The following is a 19,332-nucleotide window of genomic DNA, read 5'->3' on the forward strand; positions in this document are numbered from 1 at the left end:
GTGACGGATCAGGGGGATGCACCCAGCGGCGAGAAGACGACCGCGAAGGCGAGTTTCGAGCGGATGACGGGTGCGTTCAGACGCAACCGCGAGGCGCGTGAGGCCCATCGCCTGGCCCAGCGTCAGGCACAGGAGGAGGCCGACGCCCGGGAGTCCGCGGAGGTGGCCAAGGAGGCCGCCGCGGAGGCCCGCGAGTCGGCCGAGAACTTCGCGCTGCGCCTCGTCAACCAGTTCGAGCGCCTGCGCGAGGAGCGCCAGGAGCAACTGGCCGCCCCCGAGCCGGTGACCGCACCGACCTCGGCCAGCCGGACGAACGTCCCCTACGGCGTCGAGATGGCGGCCCAGTGGGGCTGGCGGTTCCTGGTCATCGTCGCGGCCGGCTACCTGATCGTCCGCGCGCTCGGCTTCCTCAGCATCGTCGTGGTCCCGGTGGTCATCGCCCTGTTGATCGCCGCGCTCGTCTCGCCGGTCGTCAACGGGCTGGCCCGGGTCGGTCTGAAGCGGAGCATCTCGGCCCTCTTCGTGGTGATCGGCGTGCTCGCGGCCGTGATCGCCATGCTGAGCTTCGCCGGCACCCAGGTCGCCAACGGCTTCACCGACCTGGCCGGGCAGACCGTCAAGGCGCTCGACGAGATTCGCAACTGGCTCATCAACGGGCCGTTCCACGCGAGCGAGACCCAGATCGACACCTGGCTCAACACGGTGCAGACCACCGTGGAGGACTGGGCGGCGGCGTACGCCTCCAACCCGTTCTCCCGGGTCAGCGAGGTCGGCGGGGTCGCGCTGGACGTCTTCGCCGGCCTGTTCATCGTGCTCTTCTCGACCTACTTCTTCTGCGCCGAGGGCGAGCGGATCTGGGGCTGGCTGGTCCGCCTCGCGCCGCGGGCAGCCCGCAGCCGGATGGACAGCTCGGGCCGGGTCGCCTGGGTCTCGCTGACCCAGTTCACCCGCGCCACGGTCATCGTGGCCGCGGTCGACGCGGTCGGCATCATGATCATCGCCGCGGCCCTGCAGGTGCCGTTCGTGGTGGCGATCGGCGTGCTGGTCTTCCTGAGCTCGTTCGTGCCGCTGATCGGCGCCACCGTCGCGGGCGCGGTCGCCGTGCTCGTCGCGCTGGTGTCCCAGGGGCCGGTGACGGCCCTGCTGATGCTCGGTGGCGTGATCCTCGTCCAGCAGCTCGAGGCACACGGCCTGCAGCCGTTCCTGCTCGGCCGCTGGGTCCGGGTCCACCCCCTCGGGGTCATCCTCGCGGTCGCCACGGGCATCGTGCTCGGCGGCGTCGCCGGAGCGCTGGTGGCGGTGCCGCTGGTGGCCGCGCTCAACGCGGTGGCCAACCACCTGACCGCGGTCCCGGCCACCGAGGCGGCAACGGCGCCGACGTCGCCGCCGCCACCCGTGCCGGCCAACGGGCCGACCTCCCCACCCCCATCGAGTCCTGGAGCAGGCGGTGCCTGAGATGCATGCTCAGCCGACGTACGACGACATCCTCGAGGCCCGCGAGCTGCTGCGCGACCACATCACCGAGACGCCCGTCCAAGGCGCTCGCTGGCTCACCGACATCGTCGGCGACACGGTCGTCCTCAAGTGCGAGAACCTGCAGCGTACGGGCTCCTTCAAGGCCCGCGGGGCCTTCGTACGCATCGCCCGGCTGCCCGAGGAGCAGCGCAAGAACGGGGTGGTGGCCGCGAGCGCGGGCAACCACGCCCAGGGCGTCGCGCTGGCCGCGACCACCCTCGGCATCCCGTCGACCGTGTTCATGCCCGAGGGCGCGCCGATCCCGAAGGAGAAGGCCACCCGCGCCTACGGCGCGGACGTGATCTTCGAGGGCCAGTACGTCGACCAGTGCCTCGACGCCGCGATGGCCTTCGCCGAGCGCACCGGTGCCGTGATGATCCACCCCTTCGACCACCCCGACGTCGTCGCCGGCCAGGGCACGATCGGCCTCGAGATCCTCGAGCAGGCGCCGGACGTGAAGACGGTCGTCATCCCGCTCGGCGGTGGTGGCCTCCTCGCCGGGGCGGCGCTCGCGATCAAGGCGAAGCACCCCGACGTGAAGGTGATCGGCGTGCAGGCCGAGACCGCCGCCGCCTACCCGGTCTCGCTGCGAGAGGGCCGCCCGATCCGGCTCGACAAGATGCCGACGATGGCCGACGGCATCGCGGTCGGGCTGCCGGGGGAGACCAACTTCCCGATGATCCAGTCCTACGTCGACGAGATCCGCACCGTCTCCGAGGAGTCGATCTCGAGCGCGCTGCTGGCGCTCGCCGAGCGGGCCAAGCTGGTCGTCGAGCCTGCCGGCGCCGTCGGCGTGGCCGCCCTGATGGATGCGCCCGAGGCCTTCGAGGGCCCGGTCGTGGTGGTGCTCTCCGGGGGCAACATCGACCCGCTCCTGCTCGGCAAGGTGATCCAGCACGGCATGACGCTGGCCGGGCGCTATCTCCCGGTCGCGGTGACCATCCCCGACCAGCCGGGGGCGCTGGCCACCCTGCTGTCGGTGATCGGCGACACCGGTGCCAACGTCATGGAGGTCGTGCACTCGCGCACCAACCCCGGCCTGAGACTCGCCGAGGTGGTCGTGCAGCTCCAGCTCGAGACCCGCGGTCAGACCCATGCCGAACGCGTCCTCGAACAGCTGCGCAGCGAGGGCTATCCGGCCATCAGCCCCTGACGTTCCGGGGAACGGTCCCGAAGGCAGATTGCGCAACGTTTCGGTCGCGAACTGTCTCCGGGTGTGGTTGCCTTGTTAAACTGAACGTTCTGACTATCTCCCGCCAGAACGTTTCGCTGGGTGAGCTACGCCCGCACAGCAGGGAGAAAAGGCGCCGGTTGATGGGGGTTGACCGGCGCCCCTTACCTATTCACTACCCATCAGGAGTAACTCGCTATGACTCAGTCGACCGAGACCACGGCTGCCACGATCTGGCTCAGCAAGGGTGCATTCGACAAGCTCACCGCGGAGTTGGAATACCTGAAGGGCCCCCGGCGCCAGGAGATCCTCGCCGAGATCGCCTCTGCCCGCGACGAAGGTGACCTCAAGGAGAACGGCGGCTACCACGCCGCTCGTGAGGAGCAGGGCAAGCTCGAGGGTCAGATCCAGCAGCTCGAGGCGCTGCTGCGCAAGGCGGACACCACGGTCCCCGAGGACGACGACGTCGTCTCGGTCGGCAAGCTGGTCACGTTCAAGTTCGAGGGCGATGACGACGACGAGGCCGAGACCCGCCTCATCGCCTCCATCGAGATGAAGGAGTACGCCGGCGGTCTCGAGATCTCCTCGGCCGCCTCGCCCATCGGCGCCGCCCTCATCGGCGCGCGCGTCGGTGACACGGTGACCTACGAGGGTCCGCGCGGGCCGCTCAAGGTCGAGATCATGAAGACCGAGGTCTTCACCGGCTGAGCCAACGGGTGGCTGCGCGGTCACTCGACCGTGCAGTCACCCCACTCAACCCGCAGCGCACGGCGCTCGGTCGGGACGGTGATCGTCTGGCGTCCTTCGCCGGCGGTGAACTCGAGGTGGCCGACCTTCTCCTCCTGGTCGTCCTCGGCCTCGACGGTGCAGACCGGCTTCGCGTCCTTGTCGTGGAGGCGTACGACGAAGGTCACCTCGACCTCGTTCTCGCTGACCGCGTGCCACTTCTCCAGCCCGGAGGAGACCTCGGGGTTCATGGCGTGCCACAGCGCCCAGCCGAACCAGCCGACGATGGCGACCACGGCGACGATCAGGGCGATCATGAGTACGCCGGGACGTCGGCGCGGGCCACGGCCGTAGCGGGTCGCGATGCGGGTTTCTTCGGCTGACGGCGTGCTCACGGAAAACATGGTCCCACCTCGGCGAAGGAGACCGCACATCCGTCCTCACCGCCTACCACGCAAGTTGTCCGCGGAGTGGGAGCGGGTAACCGAACCGTGAGACACGGCGTGGTTAGGATTGAACCCATGCCAGAGCAGCTCCAGCAGGCGTTCCGCCTGATGCACGTGCACGCGCACCCCGACGACGAGTCGAGCAAGGGCGCCGGGATCACCGCGAAGTATGTCGCCGAGGGCGTCGACGTCCATGTCGCGACGTGTACGGGTGGAGAGCGCGGCGACATCCTCAACCCGAAGATGGAGCGCCCGGGGATCCTGGAGAACATCCACGAGATCCGCCGCGAGGAGATGCATCGCGCCCGCGACATCCTGGGCATCAAGCAGGACTGGCTCGGCTTCGTCGACTCCGGCTGGGTCGAGGAGTTCATGCTGGTCAAGGAGATGGAGGCCAAGGACTGGTCGCTGCTGCCCGAGGGCTGCTTCGGCCGCACGCCGCTCGAGGTGAGCACGCGCCGGCTCGTCGAGATCATCCGCTCCTTCCGGCCGCACGTGGTCACCACGTACGACGAGAACGGCGGCTATCCGCACCCAGACCACATCATGTGCCACCGGGTCTCGGTGGAGGCGTTCCGCGCGGCGGGCGACCCCGACCTGTTCCCGGACGCGGGTGAGCCGTGGCAGCCGTTGAAGCTCTACTACAGCCACACCTTCAACTACCCGCGCATGGTCGCGCTCCACGAGGCGATGTTGAGCCACGGGCTCAGCTCGCCCTACGAGGAGCGGCTCGAGGAGTGGAAGCCCGACCCGGGCTGGGACGAGCGCGTCACCACGAGGGTCGAGTGCGCCGACTTCTTCGGCGTACGCGACCAGGCGCTGCTCGCGCACGCCACCCAGATCGACCCCGACGGCCCCTGGTTCGCCGTGCCGCGGGAGATCGAGAAGGAGGCGTGGCCGACCGAGGACTACGAGCTGGTGACCTCCTACGTGCCCGTGCCCGAGGCGGAGAAGCGCGAGGAGACCGACCTGTTCGCCGGTCTCGACGTGGCCACCGCCGACGACGAGGGCAAGGCCGCGGTCGGGCGTGAGATCAGCTTCGGCAAGGTCATCACCGCCTGAGGCGTTCTCAGGTGAAGGTGAGACAATGTCCCCATGTCCGGCCTTCCGATGACGACTCTTGCGACGACGCAGTCGTTCCACACCTCCCAGCCTGCTCCTGAGCCCGACCCGCCGAAGGACGAGGACGTCGTCGCGGGCTGGACCGCCTTCGGCATCTTCATCGCGCTCTGCGTCGCCGTCGCGGTGATCGCGTGGAGCATGCTGCGTCAGTTCAAGAAGGTCGAGAAGGCCAAGGTCGAGGGTGTCTTCGGCGAGGAGGCCCAGGCCGAGGCCATCGCCAAGCAGGCCGCCAAGGACGAGATCAAGAAGCTCAAGCGCTAGCTTCCGCGGAGCGGCGGCGTCGCACCAGCCACCACCCGCCGGCTCCGATCAACGCGATCCCGCCGAGCGTCCCGCCCAGCTGGAGCAGGGCGGACAGGCCAGTCGCGGCGGCCTGCGACCGGTCGAGAGCCCAGTCGTGCGACCGGGTCTCGCCTGCGTACGCCGCCTTCTGCCCGTTCGGGCCCGAGGCCAGGGTCTGGTACGCCGGGTGCAGATCGGTCAGCATGTCGATCTCGATCGTCGTGGCCGCTGCCGGTGACGGGCAGTCGAAGGTGACCGTGGTGCCGTCGGCGATGAGGTCGTCGCCCACCGACACCGACCCCTCACAGCCTTCGGCCCGGACGTGGTCGAGCACGTAGTCGGCGTAGGCCTCCGAGCGTGCCAGCGCCTTCTCGTCGCCGGGCTCGTAGAGGACGACGCCGTCGAGCGTCATCCGGTCCGGCGGCAGCGCCCCGACCTGCACGGCGAGGTAGGCGATGTCGTCGGTCGCTCCGAACCGCCAGGTCACCTCGGGAGCGCCCGTGGTCCCGGCGATCGTCGCGGTCTGCGGGGCTCCGAACGGATGAGCGGAGGCGGGTACGGCCGCGGTGGCCGCCAGCACGAAGCCGGCGACCACCGCGAGCACCCGGGGAAGACGAGCCACTAGCGCTGCTTGACCGTCAGCGTGAAGCTGGTCGTCGCAGGCTCGTGTGTCGAGTCACCCGGGTAGACCACCTGCACCCGGTGACGTCCCGGCGGCGGGAGCACGTCCACGTCACACTCGGCCGCCCCGCGACGCGCCGGCGCCTCGCACAGCACGTCCTCGCCGATGAGGAACTGCACCGTGCCGGTGGCGCTGCGCGGCGCGATCGAGGTACGCAGCGTCAGATCCCGTCCGAACCGGACCGTGACGTCCTTCGCGGTGAGCGTGACCGGGGTCAGCTCGGGCGCCTCGACCTCCTCCACGACGACCGCGCGCGAGGCGACGGCCTGGTTGCCGTTGGCGTCGGTGACCGTGTAGGTCAGCGGGTAGGCACCCGCCTTGGTCGTGTCGACGCTCCCGGAGACCTGGATCGCCGAGGTGAGGTCGCCGTCGGTGTTGTCGGTCGCGCTGACGCCCTCGAGCGGGTCGAACACCGCGCCCACCTCGATGGTCGTCGAGGCCGGGACGGTCAGCACCGGCGGTGTGGTGTCGGTGCCGGCCGCGGTGGCCAGGAAGACGCCGCCGAACTGGTCGATCGAGCCGAGCGTCTGGGCGCCGCTGGTGCGAGAGGTCGAGGTCCAGGCGTACACCTCGCCCTCGGTCAGCCCGCTCCACTCCACGGTCGCCGGCCAGCCGGACCGCGCGGTGTCCTCGCCGATCACGGTGTCGGTCGGGGTGACCACCGTCAGCGCGTCGGTCGTGAAGGACGTACGCCGGGTGGAGAGGTCCACCGGGAGCGTCAGGTTGTCCTCGGCGCCGTTGTAGCGGTGGCGGTCGTCGTACTCCGTCGCCCCGAAGTCGTCCAGGTGCGGGGAGTAGGTGTCGATCGACATCTCCGAGCGCTCGGTGTCGAACTGCAGCAGGCGGAGGTAGGAGGCGCCGAACTGCAGCAGGTCGGTCGACTTGTGGTCGACCGTCCCGTCCTTGTTGAGGTCGATGTTGCCCGACGCGTCGACGGAGTCGGGGAAGAGCTCACCGGCGGTCACCTTGTAGAACTGGTAGTCCGCGAGCAGCTCGACCACGTCGTGCGACACGGTGGCGCCGATGCCGCGCTTGAGGTTGGTGCCGACGCCGTGCTCGTGGCCGGCGAGGACCAGGAACACGTTGGGGTTGGCCTCGACGACCTGGTCGAAGAGCCGCGACCCGTCGGTGGAGAAGTTGGCCCCGCGGCCGTCAGGTGCCGACGAGGGCGCCAGGTAGGCGTGGGTGCTCAGGATCCCGTTGCGGTCGGGGAAGCGGGCGAAGACGTCGCTGGCCCAGGCCGCCTCCTCGGGGGTGACGCCGTAGGAGAGGCCGACCGCGACGAAGTCGAGCCCGCCGGCCGAGAACAGCACGTAGTTGTTCTGGTTGTCCGTGCCCGGCGTGACCACGTTGCCGGCCTCGTCGGTCACCTCGTCCCAGGCGTGGTAGGACGCGCCCTCGGGCCATCCCTGCGAGGCCTGGTAGTAGCGCGACGGGCTGAAGTAGCGGCTGAACCGCGACTGCGCGCCGGTCTCGCGGCCGCCCTGGTTGTCGTGGTTGCCCGCGACCACCTGGTTGACGACGCCGGCCTCGTCGAGGATGCCCTGCGCCTGCGAGGTGAACTCGAACTCGCGGGTGACCTGCTCGTCGAGCCCCGGGTAGAGCAGCTTGCCGTCGGCGCCGGTCGCCAGCGGGTCCTTGGTGTCGTTCTCGGTCACGTCACCGGTGTGCGAGGTGAACGCGATCTTGCGCAGGTCGGCGTTGTCGCGGATCCACTCGGTCTCGGCGCGGTAGGCGCGCTGCCACACCGCCTGCTCCTCGACGAGCTGTACGTCCGAGGGCTCCTCGATCCCGTTGAAGTTCTCGTACGTCCCGCCGGCCGCACCCTCGGCGATGTACTGGGTGTCGGTGAAGTGGGCGAAGGAGAAGTCGTAGTCCTCGGGCTTCTCGAAGCGGTCCTTGTCGGCGGAGGCCGACTCGTCGCGCGGCGAGAGGTCGTCGGCGAACGGGTCGATGCCGGTCACCAGGACGTGCACGGTGCCGTTGTCGACGTGGGCCGCCAGCGCCCGGCCCTGCAGCGTGGTGTCACCGTCGGCGATGCCACGGGCGGAGGCGAGCTCGTCCCAGCGGTTCTCGACGGTGTTCCACACCCGCAGCGAGACCGATCGGGCCGGGTCGGCCGTACCGGTCCACACCACGTGGCGACGCGAGTCGGAGGCGGGGACGGTGACGTCGTAGCGCTGGAACGGGATCAGCCGGCTCGAGGCGCTGTCGACCGTCTTCCCGTCGGGCGCCTGACGCCCGGCGATCGTCTCCGGCGAGGAGTAGTCGAACTCGAGCGCGCTCGGGAGCACCGGCACGACGCCCTGGAAGCCGCCGTCGGCCACCGAGGCCGAGGCCGCCTTGAAGGTGGTGGTGACGTCGGAGCCGTCGGGGCTGTTGGCGATCGCGGACAGCGTCACCGTGCCCTCGCCCTGGCCGGTGTCGGTGCCGCCGCCGCTCGGGATGGCGTCGGAGGTGAAGGTCGAGGTGTGCGCGACCGGTCGCCCGAAGACGTCCTTCGCGGTGATCTCGATGGTGTGCTCGCCGGCGGCCAGCCCCGCGCCGATCTCCTGGCCCGGCCGGATCGGCTCGCCGTCGAGCGTGTAGGTCCAGCCCGAGGCGTTGCCCTGGTTGGTGATGTCCACGGCGAACTCGGTCGGCGTGGTGATGTGCGCGCCGGCCGCCGGGGTGGTGCCGTTGACGACCACGCCGGCGTCGCGGACGTCACCGAGCGCGGCCACGTTGAGGGCGTACGCCTCGTCGGCGGTGAGCACGTCGGTGAAGATCCGGGCGCTGCGGACGGTGACCGGCGACCAGAACTGGTTGACCGAGTCCGCGCCGACGTAGAAGGAGTTGAGGGCGTTGCCGCCGGGACGGGTCAGCGGAGCAGGTGCCGCGATCGAGGCGGCGAGCTGGCCGTCGACGTACAGGCGGGCGGTCGAGCCGTCCCAGGTGCCGACGGCGTGGTACCAGCGACCGGACTCGATCTGCACCTGGGCGTTGCGGTAGGCGCCACCGGCATGGACGGCGAAGGTCAGCTTGCCGCTGTAGACGACGATCGAGTAGCCGCCGCCCTCCTTCTCCGAGCAGATCGAGTGCTCGGTGCCGTTCGGGAAGGTGCCGTTGTCCTTGAAGGTGCACTCGATGGAGACCTGCTCGTCGATCAGATCCCACGCCGAGGAGCCCATCGCATAGGCGTACGCGTCGTTGGAGCCGTCGAACGAGGCGACCTTGGCGTCGAGCGCGGTGTCGTCGGAGATCACCGGCTCACCGACCGTGGTCACGGCCCGCCCGGTGTCGTCGGCGGGGGTGCCGTCGTCGAAGTCGACGTCGAGGACGTCGGCGGCCGGCACCGGGGGAGCGGTGTCGTAGGCACCCGCCAGTGCCGCGGCCTCGGCGTCGGTCACCGCACGGGCGAAGAGCGCGGCGCCGGCGAAGGACGAGGGCGGAGCGGGCTGGCCGATGCCGGTCGGCGCCGAGTCGGCGCCGACGACGAAGCGGCGCGAGGTGGCCGCCGGGGCCTGCAGCGTGCCGGTGGCAGCGGTCGAGCCGGCCTTGGTGCCGTTGACGTACAGGCTCAGCGTCTGGCCGTCCCAGACCGAGAGCACGTGATACCAGCGGTTGGCCGTGATCGGGGTCAGCACCGACTTGTAGCCGCCGCCGATGTGGGCCATCGTGCCGAGGTTGGAGCCGGTCACGTAGACCGAGTAGCCGCCCGCCTCCTTGTTGGAGCACAGGTCCTTCTCGTTGCTGGTCGGCAGCGGTGCCTCGACCCGGAAGACGCACTCGATGGTGAAGCCCTGCTGGAGATCGGCCCAGGGGTCGTGCTCGACCGAGACCGCGTCGTCGGTGCCGTCGACGGTCATGATGTCGGTCGGCGTCTCGGCCAGCGTGTCGTCGGTGCCGTACGTCGGTGCACCCCAGGTGCGCGGCTCGAGGGACCGGGCGCGCTCGTGCGGCGCGCCACCCTCGAAGTCGATGTCGAGCACGTCGGCCGCCGGGGCGTCCACGGTCGCCGGGGCGGCCGGCGGCGGCCCGGTCAGCGGTGCGCCCACCGCGGTGTAGGTGGCGGCACTGGCAGGGGTGACGGCATCGCCCGGAAGGGCGGCGACGACGCCCCCGGCGAGGGCCAGACCCGCGACGGCGGCGAGAAGCCGGCGTCTCGGTCTGGCGAAGCGGGCACTCGGTACGGCGAACACGATGCTCCTTCGGGTCATGCGGCAAGCTGCGTCTGGCAGGTGGGGGTGCGGCATCGCCCGAGGTGCCGAACAGCCGGAGTGCCCGGCCAGTCTGAGAGCATCCTGAGATCGGATGAACGCGGCCGAGCGCCGCTGTCGACGCCCGTCTGTCGGCTTGGTAAACGATTGCCGCAGCCGTATCCGCCGGCGGATCCCTGTGCCATCGTTTGCGCCTGACATGGACGATTTCTTCAGCGGCGACTGGGTCGGGGCGGCGGCCCTGGTCGAGCGGGTGCAGGGCTACCTCGACGAGCCCGGCATCGCCGCGGCCGCGTTCGTGCTCGCCTTCGCCGCCGGCGCCGCCCACGCGATCGCGCCGGGCCACGGCAAGACCCTCGCGGCTGCGTACCTGATCGGGGCCGATGGCCGCGTGCGCGACGCTGCCTGGCTCGGTGGCTCGGTCGCGGTGATGCACACCTTCTCGGTGCTGGTCATCGCGGTCGCCTGGGCGTTCTTCTCGCTCTCCGACCTCGTACGTCTGGAGAACCTCACCGCGGGCCTGCAGATCGTCGCCGGGGTGCTGGTCGTCGCCACCGGGCTCTGGCTGCTGCGCCGGCACTGGCGGGCGGCCCGCACGGGTGCGGGCCACGGGCACTCCCACGTGCACTCCGGGGAGCACGGCCACGGTCACCACGACGGCGTACGCCGCCCCGGCATCGTCCTGCTCGGCGTCTCCGGCGGCCTGACGCCGTCGCCCGGCGCCTTCCTCGTCCTGGTGACCGGCCTGTTCGCCGGCCGAGCGGCGTTCGCGCTGCTCCTGGTGATCACCTTCGGCCTGGGCATGGCGACGATCCTGTTCGGCGTCGGCCTGCTGGCCCTGGCCGGGAACAACCTCGTCATCCGGGTCGCCGAGTCCCAGGCGTACCTGCAGGTCGCGGCGAAGGTCCCTCCGATCCTGGCGGCGCTCGGCGTGACGGTCCTCGGCGCCGGGCTCACCGCCGTCGGGGTCGGCTCGCTCGGCTGAGCCGGCCCCGGGCCCAGGTCAGAGCGTCGGGGCGATCGAGGGCAGCAGGTCCTGGAACGTACGCCCGTTGCCGATCTCGCCCAGCGCGGTCATCGTCCAGCCGCCGTCGTGGCGGCTGACCTTCGCCATGATCTCCGCGGTGTGCGGACCGGTCTGGCTCACGTCGAACCGGGCGACCTCGGTGCGGGTGTTCTCGTCGACGAGCCGGCAGAAGGCGTTCTGGATCTGGGCGAAGCTCTGCCCGGTGAAGGAGTTGATCGTGAACACGATCTGGGCGACCTCGGTAGGCACCCGGTCGAGGTGGACGATGATCGACTCGTCGTCGCCCTCGCCGGCACCGGTGCGGTTGTCGCCGGTGTGGACGACGGCGCCGTTGCGCGACTTCAGCTGCCGGAACCAGGCCTGGTCGACGTGGGCGCCGGTCGTGTCATAGAGGATCGCGGAGGCGTCCATGTCGACGTCGGCGCCGCGGAACCCGCCGAAGAGGCCCTTCCGGACCGCGTCCCAGCCGAGCGCGATCCGCACGTGGGTCATGCTGCTGCCGTCACCTGTGGTGAGCGCGACCGACTGTCCCCGAGCGAGCGAGACGGACAAACTGATCCTCCGATGGCTGGGCCGACGCGGGCCGGAGCGGGCGGGACACGGTCAGCCTAGTCAATCGTGACCGTCACCGGATCGGTTCCGTCCGCCTCGACCAGGATCCGGTGGTGCTCGCGCTCGCCGACGACCCGGCCACCCTCGACGGCGACGTCCGCCCCGGAGGGATAGTGGAGCGGGCTGACGTAGATCTCGGTCGGCTCGTCGATGCTCGCGTCCGGCTCGTAGGTGTAGCTGAAGGCGCCGGTCTCGGGGTCGAAGGAGAGGTCGACCGGCGTGCCGGCCGTGGCCTGCGGATAGGTCCGGACGAGCGTACGCAGCTTCTCCTGCTTCACCGTCGACAGGTCCGCGTCGTCGGCGAACATGCCCTGGCGCCCGTCGGCGGTGGTCGGGTCGTCCCAGTGCTTGTAGGCCCAGTGCATCCACGAGGTGAAGTGGTCGTCGGCCGAGGCGGTGTCGATGGCCAGCAGCTCGGTGTTGTCGGTCGCGCCGAACTCCGACATCAGGTTGGTCGCGCCCATCGTCTCGGCCTGCTCGAGCGCCTTGGTGTTGTGGGTCTCGTCGTAGTCCTTGCACCCGCTGACCCCGATCGGGATGCCCTGGGAGTCGAGGTAGCCGAACGGGCAGTAGCTGTGCCAGGAGTAGCCGACCTGGTCGTCGTTCGCCGGCCCGAAGCTGGAGTTGGGGACCTGGTTGGCCAGCAGCTGTGACTCGTACCAGACGATCCCGTCGGGATCGGACTCGCGGATCGCCGCCGTCGCCCTCTCGTACGCAGGCTGGAACTCGTCGCGGTAGGAGCTCTTGCAGCCGGTGATCGGGCAGGAGAGCCACTCCTGGCCCGCCCACGGCTCGTTGATGAGGTCGTAGCCCATCGAGTAGGGCTGGTCGCCCCAGCGCTCCGCGACCGCGCCCCAGGCCGCGGCCCAGCCGTCCTGGACGCCGTCCTTGTTGGCCCAGAAGTCGTCGTAGACCGTGGCCAGCTCAGGGGTGAGGTAGGTCGCCGGGAAGGAGATCTTGACCGGCGGGTGCAGGTTGTAGGGCCACGGCCGTTTCGCCGCCCAGTCGGGCACACCCTCACCGCCGTACGTCTCGTGCCACATGTCCTGATGGAAGTCGTACTGCATCCAGATGCCCTGGTCGGCCAGGAGGTCGATCACCCGCTGCCAGTCGTCCAGGTAGCCCTCGTCGACCTTCCCGGGGGCGTCCGGGGTCACGCCCGCCCACAGGGTGCCGATCCGGGCGCCGTTGAACCCGTGCTCGGCCAGCCATTCCGCGTCGGCGGCGGTGAATCCCTCGGGGGAGTCGGGCGGGACGTACGGGTCGTGCTTCCAGACCAGGTTCTGCCCGTGCACGAGCACGATCCGGCCGTGCTGGTCGACCAGCCAGCGGCCCTCGCGGGACAGCCGAGGCGTCTCCTTTGCGGGTTCGGCGGGGTCGGCGGGGTCGGCGGCGGCCGGTCCGACCGGGCTCAGCAGCGACGTCCCGAACGCGAGCACAGCCGCCGCGGCGGCAACGATTCCGAAGCTTCCCGAGCGAGGTGACATGGCCGGAACCTAGTGCTTCGCGCCGCCACCAGCAAGAACACGTTCTCATTCTGGACCTCTGGGTGGCCGGTACGAGACCAACGGTGGACACGAAGCCCCCCGTGCGGTTGAGTCAGGTGCGGAACATTGGGGGAGAATGTCACCTGTGAGAGACGAAGCGAGCGGCTGGTCAGGCACCTGGGTGGCCGAACGTCTGGGCGTGCGTCTGCGGACCACCGACGCACCGAGCGGGATGATGATCACCGATCTGGTCGGCCTGGCGGTGCGACGCAACCCGCGCCGGGCACAGCTCCTCGTCTCCTCTGTCCTCGGCAAGCATGTGCCGACCGACCCCCGCCTGGTGACCGACGCCGGGCTGCGCCTTGCTGCCAAGGCACGTGCCGCGGTCACGGGTGACGCGGTGGTGCTCGGCTACGCCGAGACCGCGACCGCGCTCGGCCACCTCGTCGCCGACGGGCTCGGAGCGCCCTACCTCCACTCGACCCGGCGGGTCGTCGACGGCCTGGAGTCCGTCGCCGACTTCTTCGAGGAGCACTCGCACGCGGCCGCCCACCGGCTGCTCCCCGCCGACCCGGCGTTCCTCGCCCGCGGCGAGACCCTGGTGCTGGTCGACGACGAGGTCATCACCGGCAAGACCATCGTCAGCACGATCCGCGCGCTGCACAAGAAGTTCCCGCACAAGCACTACGTCGTGGCCACCCTCGTCGACCTCCGCTCGGAGGCCGACCGTGGCCGGATGGAACGCTCGGTCAAGCGGTTGCGCGCCACCTTGGACGTCGTCTCTCTCGCGAGCGGTGAGATCGAGCTGCCCGAGGACCTGGCCGACAACGGCAACCGGCTCATCGACACCGTCGAGAACCTCCGTCAGGTGGCCGGCGTCGACCCGGCCCGGCGCCCGCGCGGCGAGGTCGTCCAGGTCGTCGCGACCTGGCCGCGGGCGGTCCCCGAAGGTGGCCGCCACGGCTTCGCGTCGAGCGCCGCCGGCTCCTATGAGTCTGCCGTCACGGTGACTGCCGCCGCCATCGCGGGTCGCATCCCCGACGGCCCGGTGCACGTCCTGGGCACCGAGGAGCTGATGTACGCACCTCTGCGGATCGCCTCCGCGCTGGCCGACCGGCGCGCGGCCGAGGGCCGGCGCCACGAGATCACCTTCTCGACGACCACCCGGTCACCGGTGCTCGACGTCGACGACCCGGGCTACGCGATCCGCACCGCACTCACCTTCCCCGCCCACGACGATCCCGCCGACGGTGACGGCCCGCGCTACGCCTACAACCTGCGTGAGGGGTCGTTCGAGGCGATCGTGCTCGTGGTCGACGAGCCCGCCGACACCCCCGCCCTGCACGAGGAGGGGGGCCTGGTCGACCAGCTCTCCCGGATGGCTCCACGGGTCGTGGTCGTGACCATCCCGGCGTTCACGCCCGAGCCGCGTCACGACCAGCCGGCGCGCCAGCTGCCGTCCCCGCTCCACGGGCCGGCGTTCGGCTCCTACGAGCGGGACGACGTCGCCTGGCTGCTCACCGACCTCTCCTCGGAGGAAACGGAGACATCTGCCGGGGAGAGCGAGCAGGAGCATCCCGAGCTCTTCGACGAGGCGCTGAGCGCGTCGGCCCAGCGGGTGGCGTACGCCGTCGGTCTGGTCACCGAGCACGTGCTGGCGCGACGCGGGCAGGAGGCGGTGCTGGTCTCGCTGGCGCCGGCCGGCACCCCGATCGGGGTGCTGATGCGGCGCTGGGCGCAGCGGGTGCACGGGCTCGACCTGCCCCACTACGCGATCTCGCTGATCCACGGGCGCGGCATCGACCAGACCGCGCTCGCCTACCTGGCGGCTCACCACGACCCGGCTCGGGTGATGTTCGTGGACGGCTGGACCGGCACCGGCGCGGTCACCCGCGAGCTGGCAGCGGCCGTCGAGAAGGCCAACTCCACCCTGGACGCCCACCTGTCCTCGCCGTTCTCCCCGGAGCTGGCGGCGCTCGCCGACCCGGGCCGGAGCGTGGCGATCCACGGCACCCGGGAGGACTACCTGATCCCGTCGGCCTGCCTCGGTCCGACGGTCTCGGGTCTGGTCTCCCGCCCCGTCATCGACGACGACCGGGTCGGCCCCAACGACTTCCACGGTGCGGTGTCCCGCGCCGACCTGGCCGCCTCCGACCTGTCCAAGAAGTTCGTCGACACCGTCGCGGCCCGGTTCCCGATCGTACGCACCAAGGTGATGCTCGACCTCGAGGCTCATCTCGGTGGCGATCACACGCCCACCTGGGCGGGCTGGGACGCGGTCGAGGATGCTGCCGAGCGGTTCGGGAACGGCGACGTCGGCCTCGTGGTGGCCGGTGTCGGTGACACCCTGCGCCTGCTGCTGCACGGCGAGCCCGCTACGATCCTGGTCAACCCGGCACGCGATGCCGACCTGGGGCTGGTCAGGCGGCTCGCGCAGGAACGTGGGGTGCCGCTGGAGCGGGTCTCCGACATGCCCTACTCCTGCATCGGCCTGCTGCGCGCCTGATGCCGGTGCGCACGTCCCAGGACCTGGTCGTCGTCGGCAGCATCAACGTCGACCTGACCGCTGTCGTCGAGCGGCTGCCCGCCGCCGGCGAGACGGTCGCCGGCGGACGGTTGCGCCGCGATGTCGGCGGCAAGGGTGCCAACCAGGCGGTCGCGGCGAGCAGGCTGGGAGCGCGGGTGCGGATGGTCGGCGCCGTCGGCGAGGACGCGGACGGCACCTGGGCGTTCGAGACCATCCGCGCCGCCGGGGTCGACGTCGAGGGCGTACGCACGGTCGACGCGCCGACCGGCACCGCGCTGATCGCCGTCGACTCGGCTGGGGAGAACCAGATCGTGGTGTGCGGGGGTGCCAACGCCCTGGTCGATGCCGGCGGGGTCACCGTCGCGCCGGACGAGGCCGTGCTGATGCAGCTCGAGCTGTCCCTGGACGTCGTCCGGGGAGTGGCCGCACGGGCCGCCGGGTTCGTCGTGGTCAACGCGGCCCCGGCGCGGCCGCTCCCCGCGGACCTCGTCGAGCGGGTCGACCTGTTCATCGTCAACGAGCCCGAGTACGCCGCGATGCCCGAGCTGCGCGCGGCCCGGCGGGTCGCGGTCACCTACGGTGCCTCCGGGGCGGCCATGATCGTCGGCGGCGCGGAGTCCGCGCGGGTGCCCGCCGCGCCCGCGCCCGAGGTGGTCAGCACCGTCGGCGCGGGCGACGCCTTCTCCGCGGCACTCACCCTCGCGATCCTCTCGGGTGCGTCGGACGAGCAGGCGCTGCGTACGGCCTGCGCGGTCGGCGCCGCCGCGGTCGCCCACCCCAGCGCCCAGCCGCCGCTCGACCGGCTGGAGACGTACGCCTAGCGCAGTTGCTTGCGGAAGAAGTGGGTGGCGTGCGGGTTGTCGTTGTAGCGGTCGATGCGCTCGTAGCCGGCCCGTTCGTACATCCCGATCGCCTCGGTGAGGACGTCGCGGGTGTCGAGGCGTACGACCTGGTGGCCCAGGCGCAGCGCCTCGGCCTCGAGGTGGCGCAGCAGGCGTGAGCCGAGACCGGCACCGCGCCAAGCGGGGTCGACCCACATCCGCTTGATCTCGGCGGTGCGTTCGTCGCGATGTCCTGAGCTTGTCGAAGGGAACTCGCGCACTCCGCCGGAGGCGACCGGGGCGCCGTCGCTGGCGGCGACGAAGAAGGTGCCGTGGGGCGGCCGGAGGGAGGGATCGTCGCCGAAGCCCTCGTCGCCGACGGTGAAGCCGAACCGCTCGCCGATCTCGGCGAAGTAGTGGCCCATCGCCTCCTGCGCCATCGGGTCGCGCGGGTCGACCGGCTCGATCGTGATCGTGGCCGCCCGCACCAGCAGGTCGGCGGTCGCCAGCGCCTCGTTGAGACGGTCGCGCTGCCGCTGCGTCAGCGGGTCGAGCAGCAGATGCGCGCGCTCCTCCGAGCGCCGCTCGAGGTCGTCCCACTGCTTGAGGCCGTCCTCGGTGAGCACCACGAGCCGGCGCCGGCCATCGGCCGGGTCTCGCTCCGTCGCGACGAAGCCCTTGCTCTCCAGGCTCCGCAGCATCCGGCTGACGTAGCCGGAGTCCAGGCCGCCGAGGCGGGTGCGCAGGTCCTGGACCGTCTCGGCGCCGAGGCCGATCTCGTAGAGGATCCGCGCCGTGCCGTAGGGGAGACCGCTGCCGAGGAAGGACTCTTCGAGTGCTCCCACGCGGCGGACGTAGCTCATGTTGAACTTGCGCATCACCGAGGTGTCCACTGTCATGTATCTGACTTTAGTCAGGTATTTCCGGGAGCCCAAGAGAATTTCGTGGAAATGACAAACGGCCCGTCCTCTCGGACGGGCCGTTCCCATGGGGTGAGCGACGGGGCTTGAACCCGCGACCCTCGCGACCACAACGCGATGCTCTACCAGCTGAGCTACGCCCACCATCGGCTCTGACAGCGCATGTCCGAGCCAGCAGAAAGCATAGGGGAATCAGGCCGGATCTGTGGAATCGGCGACCTCGGCCGGATCGATCAGGCCGGTGATCGAGGCGCCGTGGCGGGCGGCGATCTCCTTGGCGGTGTCGGAGTCGGGGCCGGGCATCGGCACGAAGACGGCCTCGCGGTAGTAGCGAAGCTCCTCGATCGACTCCTGGATGTCGGCGAGCGCGCGGTGGTTGCCGCGCTTCGGGGGTGCCGAGAAGTAGGCCCGCGGGAACCAGCGGCGGGAGAGCTCCTTGATCGAGGAGACGTCGACGTTGCGGTAGTGCAGGAACCCCTCCAGCTCGGGCATGTCGCGAGCCAGGAAGTTGCGGTCGGTGGCCACCGTGTTGCCGCCCAGCGGCGGCCGGGAGTCCTTGCCGCAGTGCTCCCAGACGTACGCCAGGACCTGCTCCTCCGCCTCGCGCATCGTCACACCGTTCACGAGCTCGACCAGCAGGCCGGACTTGGTGTGCATGTCGCGTACGAAATCGTCCATCTGCTCCAGCGCCTCGGCCGGGGGTTTGATGATGATGTCGACCCCGTCGCCGAGCACGTTGAGATCGAAGTCGGTGACGAGGGCCGCCACCTCGATGAGCGCGTCGTTCTCGAGGGACAGCCCGGTCATCTCGCAGTCGATCCAGACCAGACGTTCGTTCAGTGAAGCCACGCAGAGCACCATAACGCCGCTGGTCAACGGCTTCGCGGAGGGATAGGAGACGATGTGATAACGGTTCCCATGGCGTGGTTTCAGCCTGCGCTCAGGAGACCGGCCTATGTTGGGCCCCATGAGCACGGATTCAACCAGCAGCCCCTCGCGCAAGGAGAAGCGTGAGGCGCGTGCTGCCAAGGCCGCCGCGGAGCTGGAGGCTCTGCGCAAGAAGCAGGCCCGCAAGTCGATCCTCACGGTCGTCGCCGTCGTCGCCGCCATCGCGGTGATCATCGGCGGCCTGGTCTGGTTCAGCCTGAACCGGTCCGAGGGCGACAAGGTCACCGCGGTCGAGGCCGGCAGCAGCGAGCACGGTCTGGTCATCGGTCCCGACGACGCGCCCCACAAGGTCGTCATCTACGAGGACTTCCTGTGCCCCTACTGCGCCGAGTTCGAGAACGCGTCCCGTGAGGACCTCGCCGAGCTCGCCGCCGAGGGCAAGGTGCAGGTCGACTACCGCCCGTTCGTGCTCCTCGACCAGATCGGTCCCTACTCCGAGCTCGCCACCTCGGCCTTCGCGGTCGTCCAGGAGGAGGCCGGCGACGAGGTCGCCAAGAAGTTCCACGACCTGCTCTTCGAGAACCAGCCCAGCGAGTCCGGACCGTTCCCCGAGGCTGGCGACCTCGTCGACCTCGCCGTCGAGGCGGGCGCCGAGGAGTCCGCGGTCAAGGAGGGCATCGAGAACCTCGACGGCAAGGCCTGGGCCGATGCCGCCACTGCGGCCGCTACCGCGGACGGTGTCCAAGGGACTCCTACCATCCTGCTCGACGGCGAGCAGTTCCTGGAGGGCAACACCATGGAGGAGATCGCCGCGAACCTGGTCGAGCAGATCTCCTGATGCTTCCGGCCGGATCCGCGTTGCCCAGGGTTCGGCTGCCGTTTCGGTAGGCACCTTACGGTTCGGCGA

The 19,332-nt window shown here is 70.4% G+C and carries 16 protein-coding genes and 1 tRNA gene; 9 read left to right on the forward strand and 8 right to left on the reverse strand.

The genetic code is table 11. The features are described from left to right. From G5C66_RS10275 to greA, 3 genes are all read left to right on the forward strand, one after another. Positions 1 to 1,455: an AI-2E family transporter gene (locus G5C66_RS10275; RefSeq protein ID WP_338144133.1), complete on the forward strand. Its 1,455-nt coding sequence runs from the start codon at positions 1 to 3 to the stop codon at positions 1,453 to 1,455. A gap of 1 nt (position 1,456) precedes the next feature. After that, positions 1,457 to 2,668 carry a threonine ammonia-lyase gene (gene ilvA, locus G5C66_RS10280; protein ID WP_165110938.1) on the forward strand — a complete coding sequence of 404 codons (1,212 nt, stop codon included), beginning with the start codon at positions 1,457 to 1,459 and terminating at the stop codon, positions 2,666 to 2,668. A gap of 216 nt (positions 2,669 to 2,884) precedes the next feature. Continuing rightward, the gene (gene greA, locus G5C66_RS10285) at positions 2,885 to 3,394 is read left to right on the forward strand and encodes a transcription elongation factor GreA (RefSeq protein WP_165110856.1); all 510 of its coding nucleotides are present in this window, start codon (positions 2,885 to 2,887) and stop codon (positions 3,392 to 3,394) included. 20 nt (positions 3,395 to 3,414) lie between these two features. Here the strand turns inward: greA and G5C66_RS10290 are convergent, their stop codons facing one another. Then, a complete protein-coding gene (locus G5C66_RS10290; protein WP_165110857.1) occupies positions 3,415 to 3,807 on the reverse strand; it encodes a DUF4307 domain-containing protein in 393 nt (130 codons plus the stop codon). 126 nt (positions 3,808 to 3,933) lie between these two features. On the opposite strand from G5C66_RS10290, the gene mca reads away from it, so the two are divergent. After that, a complete protein-coding gene (gene mca, locus G5C66_RS10295; protein ID WP_165110858.1) occupies positions 3,934 to 4,920 on the forward strand; it encodes a mycothiol conjugate amidase Mca in 987 nt (328 codons plus the stop codon). Between the two features lie 33 nt (positions 4,921 to 4,953). Next, complete coding sequence (locus tag G5C66_RS10300; protein ID WP_165110859.1) at positions 4,954 to 5,241, forward strand: hypothetical protein; 288 nt, start codon at positions 4,954 to 4,956, stop codon at positions 5,239 to 5,241. Here G5C66_RS10300 and G5C66_RS10305 read toward each other — a convergent pair. Next, complete coding sequence (locus tag G5C66_RS10305) at positions 5,231 to 5,884, reverse strand: hypothetical protein (RefSeq protein WP_165110860.1); 654 nt, start codon at positions 5,882 to 5,884, stop codon at positions 5,231 to 5,233. The two genes, G5C66_RS10300 and G5C66_RS10305, sit on opposite strands and share 11 nt — an antisense overlap. After that, positions 5,884 to 10,143 (reverse strand): LamG-like jellyroll fold domain-containing protein, encoded by a 4,260-nt coding sequence (locus G5C66_RS10310; RefSeq protein ID WP_165110861.1) that lies wholly within the window; start codon positions 10,141 to 10,143, stop codon positions 5,884 to 5,886. Before G5C66_RS10310 ends, G5C66_RS10305 begins: the two co-directional genes overlap by 1 nt. Before the next feature lie 199 nt (positions 10,144 to 10,342). On the opposite strand from G5C66_RS10310, the gene G5C66_RS10315 reads away from it, so the two are divergent. Then, positions 10,343 to 11,128 (forward strand): HoxN/HupN/NixA family nickel/cobalt transporter, encoded by a 786-nt coding sequence (locus G5C66_RS10315; protein WP_206443925.1) that lies wholly within the window; start codon positions 10,343 to 10,345, stop codon positions 11,126 to 11,128. An 18-nt stretch (positions 11,129 to 11,146) separates the two neighbouring features. On the opposite strand, the gene G5C66_RS10320 is transcribed toward G5C66_RS10315, so the two are convergent. Together G5C66_RS10320 and G5C66_RS10325 are read right to left on the reverse strand one after the other, a co-directional pair. Then, a complete protein-coding gene (locus G5C66_RS10320; RefSeq protein ID WP_165110863.1) occupies positions 11,147 to 11,722 on the reverse strand; it encodes a TerD family protein in 576 nt (191 codons plus the stop codon). A 56-nt stretch (positions 11,723 to 11,778) separates the two neighbouring features. Continuing rightward, a complete protein-coding gene (locus G5C66_RS10325; protein ID WP_165110864.1) occupies positions 11,779 to 13,269 on the reverse strand; it encodes a cellulase family glycosylhydrolase in 1,491 nt (496 codons plus the stop codon). Between the two features lie 145 nt (positions 13,270 to 13,414). On the opposite strand from G5C66_RS10325, the gene G5C66_RS10330 reads away from it, so the two are divergent. Both G5C66_RS10330 and G5C66_RS10335 read left to right on the forward strand, forming a co-directional pair. Further along, positions 13,415 to 15,775, forward strand: a complete 2,361-nt coding sequence (locus G5C66_RS10330; protein WP_338144134.1) for a phosphoribosyltransferase domain-containing protein — start codon at positions 13,415 to 13,417, stop codon at positions 15,773 to 15,775. Between the two features lie 5 nt (positions 15,776 to 15,780). Then, positions 15,781 to 16,617: a PfkB family carbohydrate kinase gene (locus G5C66_RS10335; protein ID WP_165110866.1), complete on the forward strand. Its 837-nt coding sequence runs from the start codon at positions 15,781 to 15,783 to the stop codon at positions 16,615 to 16,617. Here G5C66_RS10335 and G5C66_RS10340 read toward each other — a convergent pair. The 3 genes from G5C66_RS10340 to orn all read right to left on the reverse strand — a co-directional run bounded on the left by G5C66_RS10340 (position 16,614) and on the right by orn (position 18,398). After that, positions 16,614 to 17,516, reverse strand: coding sequence for a bifunctional helix-turn-helix transcriptional regulator/GNAT family N-acetyltransferase (locus tag G5C66_RS10340; RefSeq protein WP_165110867.1), 903 nt, complete (start codon positions 17,514 to 17,516; stop codon positions 16,614 to 16,616). The two genes, G5C66_RS10335 and G5C66_RS10340, sit on opposite strands and share 4 nt — an antisense overlap. An 89-nt stretch (positions 17,517 to 17,605) precedes the next feature. Further along, positions 17,606 to 17,681 (reverse strand) — tRNA-His (locus tag G5C66_RS10345). A 48-nt stretch (positions 17,682 to 17,729) separates the two neighbouring features. Continuing rightward, complete coding sequence (gene orn, locus G5C66_RS10350) at positions 17,730 to 18,398, reverse strand: oligoribonuclease (RefSeq protein WP_206443952.1); 669 nt, start codon at positions 18,396 to 18,398, stop codon at positions 17,730 to 17,732. Between the two features lie 106 nt (positions 18,399 to 18,504). Here orn and G5C66_RS10355 point away from each other — a divergent pair, with 106 nt between their 5' ends. Continuing rightward, positions 18,505 to 19,263, forward strand: a complete 759-nt coding sequence (locus tag G5C66_RS10355) for a DsbA family protein (protein ID WP_165110868.1) — start codon at positions 18,505 to 18,507, stop codon at positions 19,261 to 19,263. Positions 19,264 to 19,332: the final 69 nt, after the last annotated feature.

Source organism: Nocardioides turkmenicus, from assembly GCF_011045035.1.
GTDB lineage: Bacteria > Actinomycetota > Actinomycetes > Propionibacteriales > Nocardioidaceae > Nocardioides > Nocardioides turkmenicus.